Source organism: Desulfobulbus alkaliphilus, assembly GCF_016918545.1.
GTDB classification, from domain to species: Bacteria; Desulfobacterota; Desulfobulbia; order Desulfobulbales; family Desulfobulbaceae; genus Desulfobulbus; species Desulfobulbus alkaliphilus.
Map to the genome: position 1 here is coordinate 19,609 of NZ_JAFFQC010000007.1, position 17,712 is coordinate 37,320.

14 protein-coding genes are annotated in these 17,712 nt (G+C 54.7%); 9 read left to right on the forward strand and 5 right to left on the reverse strand.

The window, feature by feature from the left end:
- The first annotated feature begins 66 nt into the window (after positions 1 to 66).
- From JWG43_RS05270 to JWG43_RS05285, 4 genes are all read left to right on the forward strand, one after another.
- Positions 67 to 1,797: an aldehyde ferredoxin oxidoreductase family protein gene (locus JWG43_RS05270; protein WP_205241776.1), complete on the forward strand. Its 1,731-nt coding sequence runs from the start codon at positions 67 to 69 to the stop codon at positions 1,795 to 1,797.
- Between the two features lie 16 nt (positions 1,798 to 1,813).
- A complete protein-coding gene (locus tag JWG43_RS05275) occupies positions 1,814 to 2,038 on the forward strand; it encodes a MoaD/ThiS family protein (RefSeq protein WP_205241777.1) in 225 nt (74 codons plus the stop codon).
- 242 nt (positions 2,039 to 2,280) lie between these two features.
- Entirely contained in the window at positions 2,281 to 3,522 is a 1,242-nt protein-coding gene (locus JWG43_RS05280) for a molybdopterin molybdotransferase MoeA (protein ID WP_240193399.1), read from the forward strand.
- Between the two features lie 94 nt (positions 3,523 to 3,616).
- The gene (locus JWG43_RS05285; RefSeq protein WP_205241778.1) at positions 3,617 to 5,545 is read left to right on the forward strand and encodes a molybdopterin biosynthesis protein; all 1,929 of its coding nucleotides are present in this window, start codon (positions 3,617 to 3,619) and stop codon (positions 5,543 to 5,545) included.
- 118 nt (positions 5,546 to 5,663) lie between these two features.
- On the opposite strand, the gene JWG43_RS05290 is transcribed toward JWG43_RS05285, so the two are convergent.
- Positions 5,664 to 6,350 carry a HesA/MoeB/ThiF family protein gene (locus JWG43_RS05290; RefSeq protein WP_205241779.1) on the reverse strand — a complete coding sequence of 229 codons (687 nt, stop codon included), beginning with the start codon at positions 6,348 to 6,350 and terminating at the stop codon, positions 5,664 to 5,666.
- A 748-nt stretch (positions 6,351 to 7,098) separates the two neighbouring features.
- Between JWG43_RS05290 and JWG43_RS05295 the strand changes: the two genes are divergently transcribed.
- The 5 genes from JWG43_RS05295 to JWG43_RS05315 all read left to right on the forward strand — a co-directional run bounded on the left by JWG43_RS05295 (position 7,099) and on the right by JWG43_RS05315 (position 13,782).
- Positions 7,099 to 8,595 carry an ammonia-forming cytochrome c nitrite reductase subunit c552 gene (locus tag JWG43_RS05295; RefSeq protein WP_205241780.1) on the forward strand — a complete coding sequence of 499 codons (1,497 nt, stop codon included), beginning with the start codon at positions 7,099 to 7,101 and terminating at the stop codon, positions 8,593 to 8,595.
- Positions 8,596 to 8,679: 84 nt separating this feature from the next.
- Positions 8,680 to 9,153, forward strand: a complete 474-nt coding sequence (locus JWG43_RS05300) for a multiheme c-type cytochrome (RefSeq protein ID WP_205241781.1) — start codon at positions 8,680 to 8,682, stop codon at positions 9,151 to 9,153.
- 452 nt (positions 9,154 to 9,605) lie between these two features.
- Positions 9,606 to 9,860 (forward strand): hypothetical protein, encoded by a 255-nt coding sequence (locus tag JWG43_RS05305; protein WP_205241782.1) that lies wholly within the window; start codon positions 9,606 to 9,608, stop codon positions 9,858 to 9,860.
- 482 nt (positions 9,861 to 10,342) lie between these two features.
- On the forward strand, positions 10,343 to 11,386 hold the full coding sequence (locus JWG43_RS05310; protein WP_205241783.1) for a TAXI family TRAP transporter solute-binding subunit: 1,044 nt from the start codon (positions 10,343 to 10,345) through the stop codon (positions 11,384 to 11,386).
- A gap of 242 nt (positions 11,387 to 11,628) precedes the next feature.
- Complete coding sequence (locus JWG43_RS05315) at positions 11,629 to 13,782, forward strand: hybrid sensor histidine kinase/response regulator (protein WP_205241784.1); 2,154 nt, start codon at positions 11,629 to 11,631, stop codon at positions 13,780 to 13,782.
- A 226-nt stretch (positions 13,783 to 14,008) separates the two neighbouring features.
- Here JWG43_RS05315 and JWG43_RS05320 read toward each other — a convergent pair whose 3' ends face one another.
- The 4 genes from JWG43_RS05320 to JWG43_RS05335 form a co-directional block, all read right to left on the reverse strand.
- Positions 14,009 to 14,269: a hypothetical protein gene (locus JWG43_RS05320; RefSeq protein WP_205241785.1), complete on the reverse strand. Its 261-nt coding sequence runs from the start codon at positions 14,267 to 14,269 to the stop codon at positions 14,009 to 14,011.
- A 127-nt stretch (positions 14,270 to 14,396) separates the two neighbouring features.
- The gene (locus tag JWG43_RS05325) at positions 14,397 to 14,948 is read right to left on the reverse strand and encodes an NADPH-dependent FMN reductase (protein ID WP_240193400.1); all 552 of its coding nucleotides are present in this window, start codon (positions 14,946 to 14,948) and stop codon (positions 14,397 to 14,399) included.
- Between the two features lie 281 nt (positions 14,949 to 15,229).
- Positions 15,230 to 16,063 (reverse strand): DUF169 domain-containing protein, encoded by an 834-nt coding sequence (locus JWG43_RS05330; protein ID WP_338033237.1) that lies wholly within the window; start codon positions 16,061 to 16,063, stop codon positions 15,230 to 15,232.
- 12 nt (positions 16,064 to 16,075) lie between these two features.
- On the reverse strand, positions 16,076 to 17,314 hold the full coding sequence (locus tag JWG43_RS05335; protein WP_205241786.1) for a tetratricopeptide repeat protein: 1,239 nt from the start codon (positions 17,312 to 17,314) through the stop codon (positions 16,076 to 16,078).
- Positions 17,315 to 17,712 lie beyond the last annotated feature (398 nt).

Below are 17,712 nucleotides of genomic sequence, written 5' to 3' on the forward strand. Positions count from 1 at the left end.
GTTCCCCCGGTGGGTACGGGTTCCTCCAGGAGCCCGGTTCTTTCTCTTTCACATAGGAGTAATCGAATGGCTGAGCAAATTTTTCGCGTGAACATGTCGGACTTGAGTACCAAGATCGAAACCGTGCCCGAGGAATGGAAGGGGCTGGGGGGCCGTGGCTTGACTTCCACCGTAATCGCAGCCGAGGTTAATCCGACCTGTCACCCCCTGGGCAAGCATAATAAACTCGTCATAGCCCCGGGCCTGCTTTCCGGCACCCCGGCCGCCAACTCCGGCCGTCTGTCGTGCGGGGCGAAAAGCCCCCTGACCGGCACCATCAAGGAAGCCAACGCCGGTGGCACCTCAGCCCAGATGCTGGCCAGACATGGCGTCAAGGCCCTGATCATCGAGGGGAAACCGACTGATAACGGGAAATGGTACAGTCTCCATGTCCATAGCGGCGGAGTTACTGTCCAGGAAGAGACGGAAGTGATCGGCATGGGAAACTTTGCCGTGGTTGAGGTACTGAACAAACGGCTCGGCGACAAAGTCGGTGTCATCACCATCGGTCCTGCCGGTGAAATGCGGATGACCGGAGCCAACATTTCCATCAAGGATCCGGACAATCATATACGTTCCAACGGTCGCGGCGGCCTTGGCGCGGTCCTGGGGTCCAAACAGATCAAATTTATCTCCGTGGAACCAACCAGCGAGAAGGTGGCGATTGCCGATCCGGAAGCGTTTAAAACCGCCAATCGCGCCTTTGCCAAGGCCTTGGTCGACAACCCGATCAGTAAGGCTCTGGGCCAGTACGGCACCAACGTCCTTGTAAATATTATCAATGAGTCGGGTGGATTGCCCACCCGCAACTTCACCAGCGGTCAGTTTGCCGGTCACGAGGCCATCTCCGGTGAAACCATGCACGACACCATTGTCGCCCGTGGCGGCAAGCCAAAACATAACTGTCATGCCGGCTGTGTCATCAACTGTTCGCAGATCTACACCGATCTCAAAGGGCAGTACAAAACCTCGGGATTCGAGTATGAGTCTATCTGGGCGTTGGGGGCTGACTGTTGTGTCGATAACCTCGATCACATTGCCGAGGCCGACAGCCTCATGGATGACCTTGGTCTTGATTCCATTGAAACCGCCGTGGCCTTTGGGGTGGCCATGGAGGCGGGAGTACTTCCCTTCGGCGACGGTGCCGGTATCTGCCGCATCCTCAGGGAAGAAGTCGGCAAGGGTACTCCATTGGGACGGATTATCGGGTCCGGGGCCGCGGCGGTCGGTCGAGCCTATGGAGTCACCCGGGTACCAGTGGTGAAAAACCAGGCCATTCCGGCCTATGATCCGCGGGCCATCAAAGGCATCGGCATCACCTATGCCACCTCGACCCAGGGCGCGGATCACACCATGGGGTACACCATCGCCACCAACATCCTCGGGGTTGGCGGCAAGGTCGACCCTCTCAGCAAGGAAGGCCAGGTGGAACTGTCACGCAACCTGCAGATCGCCACCGCGGCCATTGACTCAACCGGCATGTGCCTGTTCATTGCTTTTGCCGCTCTTGACGATGCCACCTGCCTCCCCTCTCTCATCGATCTGCTCAACGCCCGCTTCGGTATCAACTTGACCGCCGATGATGTCACCAATCTCGGCATGTCGATTCTCAAGACCGAACGTGCCTTCAATCTGGCCGCGGGTTTCACCAACAAAGATGATCGATTGCCGGAATTTTTTGCCGAAGAGCCGATCGCTCCCCATAACGTTGTCTGGGACATCAGCGACGAGGCCATTGATTCGTTCTGGGATTTTTAACCAAAGGACCAGGCCTATGCAACTGACGGTCAAACTCTTCGCCTATTTCCGGGACAACCGTTTCAAGCAGAAAGTGACGGACTATCCCGAGGGGACCACGGTGGAAGACATTATCCGTTCCCTTGGTATTGATCTTGACGAGGTCGGTGTGACCATGATCAACTCACGCCATTGTTCCCTTGAACAGGTCCCGGTCGACGGGGACCAACTGGCCATCTTTCCCAACATCGGCGGGGGGTAACCCCCCCGCCGATCCTTCCCGGGTTCCTTGTCCTCTCGTCGACTGATATTCTCCACATCCGCATCGGTGCACATCCAGACCGGTACGGGGAGCCTTCCCGGCCAAGGCTTTTGTTGAGATAGGGAGCAACTCTTCATCAATACGGCAAGTAGTTGCCAATTGGCTGTCATCGTCATCATCTTCGAGACGTAATTTCACCTCAACCTCACTCCATCAGCCCACTTCCCGACCGCAGGCAAGAGATGATGAAAGACTTCTTCAAACTGATCACCTCCACTGAGTTCCTGGCCCATTTTTCAACTTTTTCTACCTTGGATGAGCAGACAGTGCCCTTGCACGCGGCCCGAAACCGCGTTCTGACAAGGGACATCATCAGCCAGGAAGCCCTGCCGCCTTTTTCCCGTTCCACCATGGATGGGTTCGCGGTCAGGGCCCGCGATACCTTTGGCTGCTCGGATTCGGAACCAGCTCTGCTGCAGGTGACCGGCGAAATCGCCATGGGTATACCCGGATGGGAATATTCCCTGCAACCCGGTCAGACCGTTCGCATCTGGACCGGTGGGGAACTGCCCGCAAAAGCTGATGCCGTGGTCATGGTCGAGTATACGCAACCCTACGACGAAGAAACCGTGGCCGTCTATCGACCGGTGGCGCCGGGAGAACATGTTATCCAGGCCGGTGAGGATTACCGGCAAGGGGCCATGGTGCTCGAGCGGGGCAGGATGTTGCGGCCCCAGGATCTGGGCGTGCTGGCCGGCCTGGGCATCGTATCCGTACCGGTCTACCGCAAGCCCAGGGTCGCTATAGTGTCCACCGGTGACGAAATTGTTCCTGCTGAGCAAAAACCACCACCAGGGAAGATACGAGATATCAACTCCACAACTCTGGCAGCCCTGGTGGAAGAGGCTGGAGGCGTACCAGTGACCTGTGGTATTCGCAATGACGACCTTGAGGCTCTCCTTGCGGTGTGCACCGCAGCCTTGGCCGAATGTGATATCCTGCTGATCTCAGGGGGCAGTTCTGTCGGTCGCCGTGATTACACCTTACAGGTCTTCAAGGCCCTGCCGGAGGTCGAAACCCTGGTTCACGGGGTTGCCATCCGGCCGGGCAAGCCCACTATTCTGGCCCGACAGGGCAACAAGGCCCTGTTCGGTCTCCCCGGCCATGCAGCCTCGGCCATGGTGATCTTCACCCTTTTTGTCCGTCCTCTGTTGCGCGCCATGGCAGGCTTAGGCGCCAGTCATGGTTTACAGGTCGTCAAGGTCATTACTGCCCAGCAGATCCCCTCGACCATCGGCCGGGAAGACTATGTACGGGTACGATTGATCCCTTCGGAGAACAACACCCCTCCCCAGGCCATCCCGGTGTACGGCAAATCGGGTCTGCTCAATTCCCTGGTGCAGGCCGACGGACTCCTGCCGATTGGCCGGGACATCGAAGGGCTTGACCAGGGATCTGAAGCCCATGTCCTTGCGTTCCCCTGAGCCCATTCCATGTACACAGGCGTGGTTAACCACACAGTGACAACCCCTGATTGGTTACCCATCCTATCCGCTAACTCAGCATTGATCCATTGCCATGCAACGAAAAATCTATCTGAACATGCATTCCAGGGAAGAAGCCGAACGCCTGCTTCGATCACGATTCAGCAGCAGACGTACCGTCTCGGAGACCATCCCCTCCCGCCAGGCTCGGGGCCGGGTCACTGCCGGGCCGGTCAGTGCCCGCCTTTCCTCACCCACTTTTCACGCTGCCGCCATGGACGGCCTGGCAGTGCGGGCTGAGCAGACCTTCGGGGCCAGTGATCATGCGCCCTTGGTCCTGCGCCTTGACACCGGTCAGGCGGACCTGATCAACACCGGCTATCCTCTGCCGGCGGATAAGAATGCCGTTATCATGATCGAGCAGGTTCTGCTCAGCGACGACGAAACCAGTGCTACCATCCGTGCCCCGGTATATCCCTGGCAGCATGTCCGCAAAGTAGGAGAAGATATTGTTGCCACTGAGCTGCTTTTCCCCACCGGCCATATCATCCGGCCGGCCGATGTCGCCGCCCTGGTTACCGGTGGATGCGCGACCGTCGATGTCCGCCGCAAACCGAAAGTGGTGATCATGCCCACCGGCAGTGAACTGGTTGGTCTGGAGGAGTGCGCAGATGGAGTACCGCCGGGTAAAATCATTGAATCCAACTCGGCGGTCCTGGCCGGCCTCGCCGAGGAGGCCGGAGCCGCGGTGACGGTGACCCAGATCATCAGCGACGATTTTACCACCATCAAAAACCAGCTGGCAGCTCTCATGGTCACCGATGTCGACCTGGTGGTGATCAATGCCGGATCATCGTCGGGCAGCGCTGATTACACGGTCCGCATCATCGAGGAGTTGGGCGAGGTCCTGGTCCACGGCGTAACCATCATGCCCGGCAAACCGACGATTCTGGGGGTGATCGACGACAAACCGGTGGTCGGTATCCCCGGCTATCCGGTCTCGGCAATCATCGCCATGGAGCAGTTCATCCTCCCCCTGCTGGCACAGATGCAGGGTATGCACCTTCCGGCCAGACCTTCCATCCAGGCCATTGTGGCCAAGGACCTGCCCTCCCCCGCCGGTATCGAAGAATTTCGACGTATGATCGTCGGCCGAATCAAAGGTCAATTCATTGCCGTCCCCCTGAAAAAAGGAGCGGGTGCCATTACCACCTTGACCCGGGCCAACGGTATGCTGCGCATCGATCCCGCCTCGGAAGGCGAAAAACAGGGGACAACAGTCAACCTGGAAGTACTCGTACCCGAGTCCCAGGTGGAACGAACCATCCTCTGTACCGGCAGTCACGACCTCTGCCTGGATGTGCTGAATGATTTCCTATGGAAAAAAGACCCGGCCTTTCCCCTGGCCTCAACCCATATCGGCAGCCTGGGCGGCATCATGGCCCTCAAACAGGGAATGTGCCATATGGCCGGATCCCATCTGCTTAACCCCAGGGATGGCTCATATAACACCTCTTATATCCGTACATACCTGCCGAATAGAGATATCCGCATCCTGACCCTGGTGCATCGGCAACAGGGGTTCATCGTTCCGCCCGGTAACCCCAAGGAAATCGACGGCATAGCTGATCTTTTCAGAAAAGGGATATCCTTTATCAACCGGCAGGCCGGTTCCGGCACCCGGGTGCTGCTCGATTACGAATTGCAGCGCCACAATCTTGATGGTGATCTGATCAAAGGCTATGATCAGGACGAATACACTCACATGGCGGTGGCGGTGGCGGTTCTTTCCGGCAAGGTGGATGTCGGCCTGGGCATCAAGAGTGCAGCCAGGGCCCTGGGGTTGAATTTCGTCCCGTTGGTCGAGGAGCGCTATGACCTGCTCATCCCCGGAGAGTTATTCCACTCCCCGATGATAACTGCGGTGATCGAGGTGATCAACTCGCCACTTTTTCAACAAACAGTGGTTCAATTAGGCGGCTACTCCACTCGGGAGACTGGAACATTAGTACCCTTGAACTGAGCCTGAATCCGTGACGGCTGGACGCTTGTTTTGGACATATCTTACTGTAATCAGTTTAGAATTGCAGCAGAATCCCTGACAATGACCTTCGCCGGCCGCCCTTGGGGGCGTCCGCGGCTCAGCCCATGGTGGCAAAATCACCGTGTTTGAGATCGATGTGCATCCAGTTGTTCCGGAGGGACGAAGGCTCCCCCAACAGCACTTTTATCGTCTCACTAACCTGAAGACCAGCAACAACGACCACGGTGCAAACGAGCACGGAAGGGGGCGACGGGGAAGATAATCGCGGAGCGCGATCCGGATACAGCCGGGCCAGAAGATCGTCGCCGGGCCGCTGTACACCAACCTGCCCGCACCAGGCATTGACCGCGCCATGAATCAAGGGCTGCTTATGTTCACCGCAGAGACGTGCCAGATCTCGCCTCGCTTCGATACTATCCAGACAATCCACCACCGCGTCCACCGCCGGCCAGGTCTCCTGGGGCACATCCCGGAAATCGACGGCCCAGGCGGTCACCCTGGCGAACGGATGAATGCAGCGGGCCCGATGGGCGGCGATTTCAGCCTTGTTGCAGCCCAGGGTGGCGGTCAATGCGTTGAGCTGACGGTTGCAGTTGCTGGCAGTGAAGACATCGGGGTCAAAAACATCCATCCGGCCGATACCGATGCGGACCAGCTGCTCGATCACGTATCCGCCAAGTCCACCGCAACCGACCACGGCCACATGACTGTTGTCCAGGGTCTGTTGCTGCTCCAGAGTCAGGGCCCCCTGGTTGCGGACAAAATATTCCTTGAAAGGTTCCATGGCAAAACTCGATGCAAAACAACCTGATACAGACCGCCCATACCGGCGGTCCCCATTGTTCGTCCTACAGTATCGGGCCATACCTGGGGTTGTCAACAGGCAGCCCCCCGGTTTCGTCGTAATCGACATTCCCTTGCACAAGCATACCCTGTGCCCTTCCATTACCAACTTTACTTCCAGTCTTTCTATCGCGCCGTCAGAATCACTCCTCAAATTATTTCCAGCCCAGGAATACCTGTGACCCTGGTGGACCGGGACACGTCTATCAAATACAAATAAGATCACGAGATTGTGGCTAAAGAATCAAAATCAAGGTAAGATAGACAAAAATGTATCGGCTGAATAGCATCCGCACAGATCTTGACCCCACGCTGCCTGCTGTGCCTGTCTCATAAGCGTTACCTGTGCCGAACGTCTTCTGCATAGAGTTAACAATAAAAAAAGTCTTTTTTCAAATAGATGAATGCAATACTTCGAGTTTTACAAACAGCGGCCAAATCTAAGGAGGTGAACCGGACTCGCACCTGATTTCTCAATCGCAATACATGCCCCTTGAAAGAACACTTTGTGAGGAACCGAACACCATCCCTGTATTCGTGAAAAATCTGTTTTCCTGAAGCAGGCATACCCGAGACCGGAAGCCTGCTTATCCCCAAGGGAAAACTGGGAAACGGTTCCAGGTTCCGGGTGTATGCAGCATCAAGTTGTCCACCCGGTGAACGGTTATCTTTGATGAAGAGAGGTCACCATGAAGAAGATCCTGGTATGTGCAATCGGAGTCCTTGTCGCCGCCGGATTCTCAATCCTCCAGGCCGAGGGCATCGACCTGGGCGAGGGCAATTTGGAATTCAGAAACATGCCCCAGTACCAATCCTACCTGCAAAACAATGACGATACCCAGATGACCGAATACGGTGGATCAGTGCCCCACCGTAAACACGATGGCGTCAACCCCCTGCCCAAAGGGTATAAGCATGCCCAGCCTTACCTGAAAAACCTGTGGCTCGGGTATCCCTTCAGTTACCAGTATGACCGCGCCCGCGGCCACACCTATGCCATCGACGATCTTTTCAAGATTGACCGGATCAACCGCTACAGTGAACAGGCCGGCCTGCCAGCGACCTGCTTGAACTGCAAGACCAACACCATCCCTCAACTGCTCGAGGAAAAGGGGGATGAGTTCTGGGCGTCGGAGTTCCACCAGTACCGACCCATGCATGACGGCGGTAAACACAGCATCGGTTGTACCAACTGCCATGATCCAGAGAACAGTATGCGCCTGACCATCACCAGCGTTCCTCTTGACGAGGCGCTCAAAAGGGCCGGTAAGGACTGGCGCCAAGCCTCCCGTGACGAGATGCGCTCCCTGGTCTGTGCCCAGTGCCATGTGGAATACTACTTTGAAACCGGTGTCCACGGGGTAGCTGCTAAACCCCATTTTCCCTGGGATTACGGGATGAACCCGGATCAGATGTACGAATTTTTCCGGAACGGTATTCCGGAACGCGACGGTTTCAAGGGACAATTTGTCGATTGGACGCATGCGGTTTCCAAAACTCCGATGATCAAAGTCCAGCATCCCGAATATGAAATGTACTATGACAGCATCCATGGGGCCAACGGTGTTTCCTGCGCCGACTGTCACATGCCGCGCATCAGAGTCGGCCCGGCAACCATCTCTTCGCACCATTGGACCTCGCCGCTGAAAAGCGATGTTGGCATGAGCGCCTGCATGACCTGTCATGGCGACAAGACCCCGGAATTCATGAAGAGCCGAGTCATTTATCACCAGGAAAAAGTCTGGCGACAACTCCTCATCGCCCAGGAAAAATCAGTGCGTGCACATGAAGCCGTGCGCATGGCCATGGAGTACCCGGATCTGCCCTTACCTAACGAAACCATTATCAACGAGGCCCGGGAATTGGTCCGCAAGGGCCAGTGGTTCTGGGATTATGTCTCAGCCGAAAACAGCGCCGGCTTCCATAACCCAAGCAAATCCCTGGAAACGCTAGCTTTTTCACAGCAATACAGTGATGAGGCGGTGCGGCTGGCCATCCGCGCCACCAACTATGCCATTGCTGCTGACCTGGATAAACCGATTGAGGAACTGGTACCGCCGATCATGGAGCATAGCCGCAAACTGCAGCAGAGCCAAGAGCACCTCGATTCACATCCCTGGCTCCGCTACTTGCCGCTGTTTCCGGAGGCCGACCTGGTATGGGATGGATACCAACGGGTGAACTGACGCAACAACACAACCGAACACTGCCAGGTGAGTGAGGCGGAACACCGTCTCACTCCGTTGGAACTTCCCTGCAAGGAGGTCTGTATGAAAAAAAACAGGACGATTTTCTGGACATTGATCGTTGTTGTTGCCCTCGCCGTTGTTCTTGGTGGGGCCTTGAAACTGACAGCCATTACTTCTTCTGATACTTTTTGCATCACCTGTCATGCCTACGAGAAAGTCTCTTGGGATTACGGCCAGCATCCGGATGTCGGATGCATTGCCTGCCATACCAAGGGAACAATACAGGATAAAACGGCAGGTCTGCGCAAAGTGTATTTGACCCTGACCGACCAGGTCGATCCCCATCGAGATAACCTGCCCAGTTATTTAGACAACACCCAGGACAACTGCATCGCCTGTCATATGGACAGCGAAAGAATCGCTCTTATGCCCGTCTTCAAGGAACGGCATGACGAGTACCTCCGCCATGCCCCAAGCTGCATGAGCTGTCACGAAGCAGGCCATTCCCTGAAACTCAGGGATTTACGTGTCCCGGGGACCCGGCTCAGGCTCTGATTTATCCTGGGTCCGTACTGTTCGTCCGTGCGTCAGCTTTGCTGCCCGTGACCGTTCGATTCAAGTGCACTTTATCGGACAGGGACGGCAATGAAGATGGCGTGCGGATCGGGGCCCTCAAGAAAGGCGGGTGAATCTCATTGTCAAAAAATCTTCAGAAATTATAACCTGACGACAGGACAACAATACCCAAACAGCTGTTCAGCGATCATTCATCCAAAGGATGATTTACTGTTTCCCACAGCTAAGGTTTGGGGGAAAATGCAATGGCAGGATTCGGTCCCACTCGGTTTCTTTGCCAGAAACAGGCAGGTGTTGCTGGCATATTTCCGTGCCAGTGATTATATTTATAAATTACCTAAGAAAAGGTTCATCCATGGATGAAGAGCAGCTCTTGTCCAAGCTCAGCCCTTCATCACCTGTAGCCAATGAACACCACGTGGAGGTTGACCATGTACAGTGAAAAGCAGTTGTGTGATAAAATCAGATCGCTTTATCCTGAAATCGGTGCGTGCGGGATAGATATTGATGTCAACTATAATGACAAGGAACAGGCTTGGCTTGTTACCCTGAAAAAAGATGCCAAGGAGTTGAAGCATTATCTCAACCTGCCCGACGCCGATGGATGCATGGAAGGAAAACAATGCGTGTCCCTTGGTCTTGAAATTGCCCAACTTCGTAAACACCTGGAACGCGAAGGCTTCTAACACCCTTCACTCCTGTTTTGCCAGAGGCGGTAAAGCGCCAAGTAAACTTCAGGCCCTGGTTCCTGGCAAAATCACAACAATAGTCAAAAGGAGGCAGGTCTCTCACTTGCCTCCTTTTCTCGTAGTTGCAAGCGACACATTGTCCACCCCGCCCTGACCACAAAAAAGTCGCGAAACACCCTGATACCAGGTTTCATGGTGCAGCGCCCATCCAAGGCGAATCAAGCCGACGTCACTCCCCCTCATTTTCATTGTGCAGCAACTGTTTGCCCGGGCCTGTTTGCAGAAAACTGCTTGGAGAGAGCAATTCCTTTGGCTATACTTTATCTATGAGAGTACTATTTCGTCTTTTCCCATTTTTTTGCACCATGCACCCAGAAAACCACGGTTGCGCTAAAGCTCCTCCTTACCGAATCAGGTTTCGGACAGTGGTAGGAAGCCCGCCAGCTGAATGCCACGATTTTTCGGTCGCAGGTACTGTCGTGCTTCGTCAAAACGACGACGTGCGCTCTCCGGCACAGGTTTGGCAGGCAACAACGGCCATGGTCCTGTTCATCCTGACCCTGCTCCTGGTTGGAGCAAACTTCGGCCATGCCGAAGTGCGCCCTTTTCGTATCGGCACCGGTGGCCTTGGCGGCGCTTATTATCCTGTCGGCAAGCTGATTGCCCTGGGGATAACCGCGCCTATACCCCGAGAAGATGGCAGGGAAGACAGTATCCAGGGCATACCAGGACTTGTCGGGGTGGCTTATAATTCCACGGGATCCGTAGCCAACGTCCTTGCGGTAGCGGCCAACGAAATCGAGGCCGGCCTGGCACAGGCTGATGTGGCCTTCCAGGCTATACACGGTCAGGGTCCGTTCGCCGATGTTTTCGCTGCCCGCAATCTTCGCGCCGTAGCCAGCCTGTATCCGGAAAAATTACAGATTGTCACCCGGAGAGATACCGGCATCAGAAGCGTCGTTGATTTTCGTAATAACCGCATCTCCATCGACGAGCTTGGTTCCGGAACCCTGCCGGTTATGCGCATTGTCCTCGAAGCACATGGGTTGACCGAGAATGATTTTTTCCCTGTATATCTCAAACCGGTCTTCACCACAGAAAAAATGATCAACCGAGAAATCCATGGCTTTTCAATGATGGGTGGCGTTCCCATGGAGGCTGTCTCCCAGATCATTGATACCGGTTTGTTCCTGGTTCCCATCGCCCCGCCCACGGCGGTACAGATCGCGGCCCGTTACCCCTTCCTCACCCCCGGAATTATCCCGGCCAATGCCTACCAAGGCCTGCCGGAGACACCAACCCTGCAGGTTCACGCACTGCTGGTCGTCCATTCCAACCTGGACCATGAACTTGTCTACCAACTGACCCGGGCTTTATGGAACAGGCGCACCCAGGAACTCCTCGCTACAGGTCACCCCGTTGGCCAAAGTATCCGTCTTGAATCAGCCATGGAGGGCCTGTCTATTCCCCTGCATCCCGGGGCTGAACAATTTTACCAAGAGCAGGGCATGGTCCTGCCATAAGCGCATCTTGACAACACCATGCTGCAAGCGAACAACGTCCCTCTAAACTGCAAACACTGACACTTCAGGAAGGGTCACCTGCGAAGCCGTTTCCCAGGCCGTGTGACTGCCACCGGCTGTGCACCTGGTCAACTGTTTAAACCTCACCACGTTTTTTCATTTTGAATACAGAATACCCTGACAAACGATTGAGCCGCGCCACTCACATCCTGCCTTGGGTTGCCATATTCGTGGTGATTGTCATGGTGATCGGCACCGGCTGGCATACCAATACCACCTTGCGCTCGGTGGAGAAAAACCTGCCTTTTCTCGTCCTCAATGAACTCCACGACCTGACCCTGATTTTTGAAGAACTCTCCGAGGCCACATTCGCTGCCGAATTGACCAGATCCATGCCCAGCAACCTAAACCTGGAACGGCTTCGCCGCAAAGTGGATACCGTGCATGATAGTTTGATCGAACTTCGCCAGAGTTACGTGTTCGATAACATGGTGCAGGCTTCTGCTTTCCATAATCTGGTGGCCCCGGCTCTCATCGATGCGCGGATCTGGTTGTCTGAAGGTATCTCCGGGTACGGACCCGACTCGGAGACAACCCTGGCCATTGTCCAGTCCCGCCTGGCCAATGTCTTTGCTCAATCCAAATCACTCAATCGGGTCTCAAGGGAGTCCGCCCTGAGCATCCTTGATGCACAGCGCACTCGACTTGACCGTTTTCTTCTCAGTATCAATGTACTTTTTGCGGCTACTCTGTTTATCACTGCAACCCTGATCGCCCTGCTCATCCGTCAACAGCATTTCCGCCGTCGAGAAATGGAGCATGTGACAGCTCTGACCCGAACCAGACGGTCCCTGCAGCAGAGTGAAGAACTGCACAGCAAGCTCCTGGCAACACTGCCGGATATCGTCCTTCGTACCGACCTGGCGGGAACCATTCTCTTTGTTAATGAACAGGCTCTGGACATATCCGGCTATCGAGCCGTGGACGTCATCGACCGCAATATGTTTGATTTCATCGCTCCTGAGGATCGGCAGCGGGCGGTGAAAAATACCAGGGACATGATGAACCAACCCTTGGGCCCACGGGAATACCAGCTGATCATGAAAAACGGTGACCTGAAAAATTTTGAGGTCAACGGCAGCGTTTTGAGGGATACTGAGAACAACCCGTACGGGATTGTTCTTGTTTGTCGGGACAGTAGCGAGCGGTTGCACCTGATAGCTGAACGCCGCCAACTGGAAGAACGTCTGCACCGGGTCGAAAAAATGGAAGCTCTGGGGACGCTCGCTGGTGGAGTGGCCCATGATCTGAACAATGTTCTAGGGGGGCTGGTGGGGTATTCGGAGTTACTGCTGATGAAAATCCCGCCGGATAACCCGCTCCATCGCTATGTCAGCAATATATTCGAATCCGGTCAGCGAGGTGCGGCCATCATTCAGGATCTTTTGACCCTGGCCCGGCGAGGTGTGTCCGTCAATCAGGTCGTCAATTTGAACACCCTGATCCAGGAAGCTCTCAACACTCTGGAGTTTCAACAATTGAAAACCTCGGCTCCAGGTATTCTTTTCACCACCGACCTGGACAATACGCTTCTGGATATTAAAGGATCGTCTGTACACCTTGGTAAAACCATCCTCAACCTGATTTTCAATGCGGTGGAGGCCATGGAAGGATCTGGTCAGGTGACCATCAGGACGGAAAACAGACACCTGGACGCGCCAATCAGCGGCTACGACACCATCACTGCCGGTGATTATGTCCTCCTTTCAGTTGAGGATACCGGTCACGGCATAGCTGAATCCGATCTGAAAAAGATATTCGAGCCCTTCTATACCAAAAAGGTCATGGGCAGAAGCGGTACCGGCCTGGGGCTGGCAGTGGTCTGGGGAACGGTCAAGGACCATCAGGGTTATGTGGACGTTCATAGTGAGGAGGGCAAAGGCAGCCGGTTCATGCTCTATTTTCCGGCTACTTCAGAACACAGGGCAGAGGCACTTCCTTTTCCTCCTTCGCAACAGTATAAAGGACACGGTGAAACGATCCTTGTTGTTGATGATGTCGAGACCCAGCGAGAGCTGGCCCGGAACATGCTCAGCAGTATCGGGTATGAAGTGATCGTTGCCCCAAGTGGAGAAGCGGCGCTGGCCTATCTGCAAACCGGCAACCAGGTTGACTTGGTGATGCTGGACATGATCATGGATCCAGGCATCGACGGCCTGGAAACCTATCATCGCATCCTCAAAATACGCCCAGGCCAGAAAGCCATTCTGGTCAGTGGATTCTCGGAAACGGAAAATGTCCGCAGAGCCCTCCAATTAGGAGCAGGCAGCTATGTCCGTAAACCCTACCTGATGGAAACCCTGGCCATGGCTGTCCGCAACGAGCTTGAAAAATAACACCTGGGTCCGTGAGCGCTCGTCAGCGCGTCAGCTTTATTGCCGGTGCCCGTTTGATGAAAGGACACTTTATCGGACGGGTATGGGCAATCAAGATCGTGCGGACGGACGCCCCGAAGGGCGGCGGCTGAAGATTATCACTAATGAACCCAATACAATTACATTGCAATTACAGCAAGATACACCCAGGAAAGTGTCCAACCGTCACGGATTCAGGCAACGGTGATCATTCCGGCAGGTTATTGACCTGGTACCCTTGGGCAACCAGTGCATTGACCAGTTCTGTCCGCTGACGCTCTCTGGCCACGATCTGCAATTGCAGCCAGGAACGCCATTCAGCCCGCTGTTCCGCCTTGGGTGAATCGGCCGCAAGCGGTGGACTGTTTTCCAATTGAACCCTGGCCTGCTGTATTTCTCCCGTCAGTTTATCGTACTGCTCACGAAAACGGGCAAGATCCTCTATAGTTTCATATTCGATGGTCAGCATAGCATTCTCGTCCGCCTACCCTGGCTCTTCAATTCAATACCAACCGAGAAGCCGGGTGCCCTGCCGGTGCGGTAATCGATGGGCAGAACGGAAACACGATTGCTCTCCCGGTCCCTGTCACCGTTCTTCAGGTGGCGTGTTGTTGCACCCAGGCAGCATACCGGTCCATCCAGCCTTGCAGGAATTTCCGGGACTCGGCGCTGATTCCGCCGGATTCGTCAAAGAGTCCCGCGCCGGCCTGGAGAAAAGCTTCCGGCTGCCCCAAGGTGGGCATATCCAGATAAGCGAGGATAGTACGCAGATGTTGCTGCGCTATGGCGGTGCCGATGGTACCCACCGATACGCCCAGGATGCCGGCTGGTTTTCCGACCCAGGCACTGTCGCCATAGGGGCGGGATGCATGATCCAGGGCGTTTTTGAGAACACCGGGGATGGAGCGGTTATATTCCGGGGTGACAAACACCAGACCGGCAGCAGCCCTGATTTCATCTTTGAAACGCTTGACCGAGTCGTCCTGGCGATCATCGTGGTCCTGGTTGTATAAGGGCAGATCGCCGATTTCCAAGGACTTGAAAGTAAACCCCTCCGGCGCCAGTCCGGTCAGGGCATGGGCCAAGGCACGGTTAAAAGAATCCTTGCGCAGACTGCCAACGACAATACCAATATGATATAATTTCATGATGCCCTCCTGGTATGATGAGATTTATGAATGATTCGTGTCCATTCAGAAACAAAATTTCTTGGCTTTTATTGGAGACACACGCGCGTGGTGGCACACGCGAACGGGACCGCAGGCATCTATCTGATCCTTGCGGTGTTGATCGAACAGCGCCACAAAGAACTAGGGAAAGAGAACCAGTTTCAAATAGTTACACTTCTACTTTTACATCAATTTCTCAAGTTGTCAAGATACGACCGCCTTGACCCTCGCACCACATTCGACCCGTCCGGAACAGGGCTTCATTGCTCCCCCCAGACTTTGGCACTGCGCGCAGCTTTTTTCACCACTGTGCTCCAGGTGTCAGTGGTCAGAAATGAATCGTGGTATCGCTCCAACATGAGGAGGAACATGGCATAAGGAACCGTGAAGGACAACTCATCCGGCGGAACATACTTCCGGGCGGAGGGATCCCAGCCACCAAGAACCGCTTTGTTCAGGCCCCGTCTTTGATAATGGAAGGGCCAGGTGACAATGGAACCGCACGAGGCGCTCCAGGGCGACATGACAACCTCGGGATCGTTGGTAACAAAAGTCGCCAGTTGATGCAGACCGCACAAAGGTTCGGGTCGGGAAAAAAAGAGAACCAGCTCCGGTGCTTCGTCCGCGGCGAAATGGGACAATGGCTTGACAACACAGTATGCTGCCGGGGCCGGGACCGGATCAAGATAGGTGAAAATAGTCCGTAACGCCTCAGGGGATGCACAGTATTTTTCCCCGGTGGACCAACCGGGGATCCCGGTGGTGACATACTTGAGGATGGTTTCGGTCTGCGGCTTGTGAAAACCAAGAAAAAAAGATCCCCCGGGGCATCCCGGCTGGACGGCTGAAAAACAAGCAGCGGTCTTTTTTTTCCGGGCCCGCCAGATGCCCCCCATAACACAGGAAAAAGAGGCGAAAACAGCCTGCCAGTCGATCTCACCGCGCTGTTCCCGTTCAGGGGTCGGTGGCTCCATACCAGGAGGTACCAGGCATTCTTCTGGTTTGACTTCGGTATGATAGAGCCCCATGGGTTCCTCTCTCAGCCTGAGAGTTTCCAGAAATTCCGACAGATTTTTGCCTACTATGGGATCCACAACGTCCTCCTGTTATTCAATACTGACAGAGCAGCTGTCACGCCGCAATACCCACAGATCCCCGGCGATCCAGACCTCTCTTTCCTTGCGCAGATCGGAATTTTCCAGAGCGAGAAGAACCCATCCCGTGGTGGCGGCAACCTCCTGCACATAGGCACGGGAATAGGCAAACCGTCCGGTCGGACGTAACTGGTAGGACCCTGTCTCCATATGCTCGGTGGAAAAACAAAACAGAGCCTGCGGCCGGGCAATGGCGGCGGTATCCTTGAACAAATCGTATAGATCACCGATATAGATCAGGACATCGGTGGCAAGAAAAAAATCATAAGTTTCCGAGGTGGTGCGCAGATAATGACGGATGGTATCCAGGTAGAGTTGACTGTAGCATCCTTTTTGCGCTGCCTGCGCCAACATGTTGGCGGACAGATCCACTCCGTCTAAAACCATTACCGCTTTAATGAAAGCTGTGCCGCTGAGCCCCGTGCCGCAGCCGAGATCAAGACCATGCTCATAGACGGTCTTGTGACCTGGACACCGCCCCAGAAATTCATAGAGTTTTCGCGGATTGTCATAGCCCAGCTCCGTCACCAGGCTGAATTCAAAATCTTCAGCATACGCGTCGAAGAAGCCGCGAATATAGGACTCCGGGGCCTGGGCGATGGCTGATGTCCCGACCAGGGAGGCCAGCATGAATCGAGCAGCATCGTCTTCAGGGCGTAGAGTCAGAACGCGTCGATACCAGATCAAAGCCTGATCGGTGTCCCCCTGGCGGTGACAGAGATAGGCAAGATTATTGATAGCGGGCAGATACTCTGGATTGACCTCCAGCACCCGAAGGTATCCCAGAGCAGCACGTTCATACTCGTGGCTGTCCCGGTAACATCCAGCCAGATTGTACAGGCAGTCAACACTGTCCGGAGTGATCTCAAGAATTCGCTGGTAGGAAACGATGGCCGCCAGCCGGTCTCCCATCTGACTCTGGCACAAAGCGAGATTGAAAAGAACGTCGGTGTCTTCTGGCCCCAGGGTCAATGCCAGGGAAAACTCATCTAAAGCCTCAGTAAAGGATCCAAGCGCAAAATAGACCAGACCGATATTGTAGTGCACAGGAGTCGCATTGGGCAGATACCGCAGCAAAAGCAGGTATCTGTCCCGGGCCTCTGTGAGGCGACCCTCTGATTGCGCGCAACAGGCCTGGGTAAATAGGAGATTAACTTCCTCCTGAGTGATCGCTTGCGTTGTGCCGGGCATAGGTGTTCCAATCCGGGGTCGAAGGTTTTGCGAGGGGTTATAGAGGGGTTATAAGGTTATGCTATCATTTTTCGATCTGTGGATTTATACCTGAATCCGTGACGGCTGGACTCTTGTTTCGGATATATCTTGCTGTACTCATCTTATAATTGTCGCGCAATCCTTGACAATACCTTTCACCAGCCGTCCTTCGGGGCATCCGTTCGCACGCCATCTGCATGGCCAGTAACCGTCCGATAGAGTGTCCATTCATCGAACGGTCACAGATAATACAGCTGACGCACGGACGAACGCTCACCGATTCAGGTTATATACACGGATTCAGCCAAACCTGGTCGAAAAAAATGCTGATCTTTGACTCTTGACTGTGCAAAGACCAGCAGCAGACTTTTCGAATA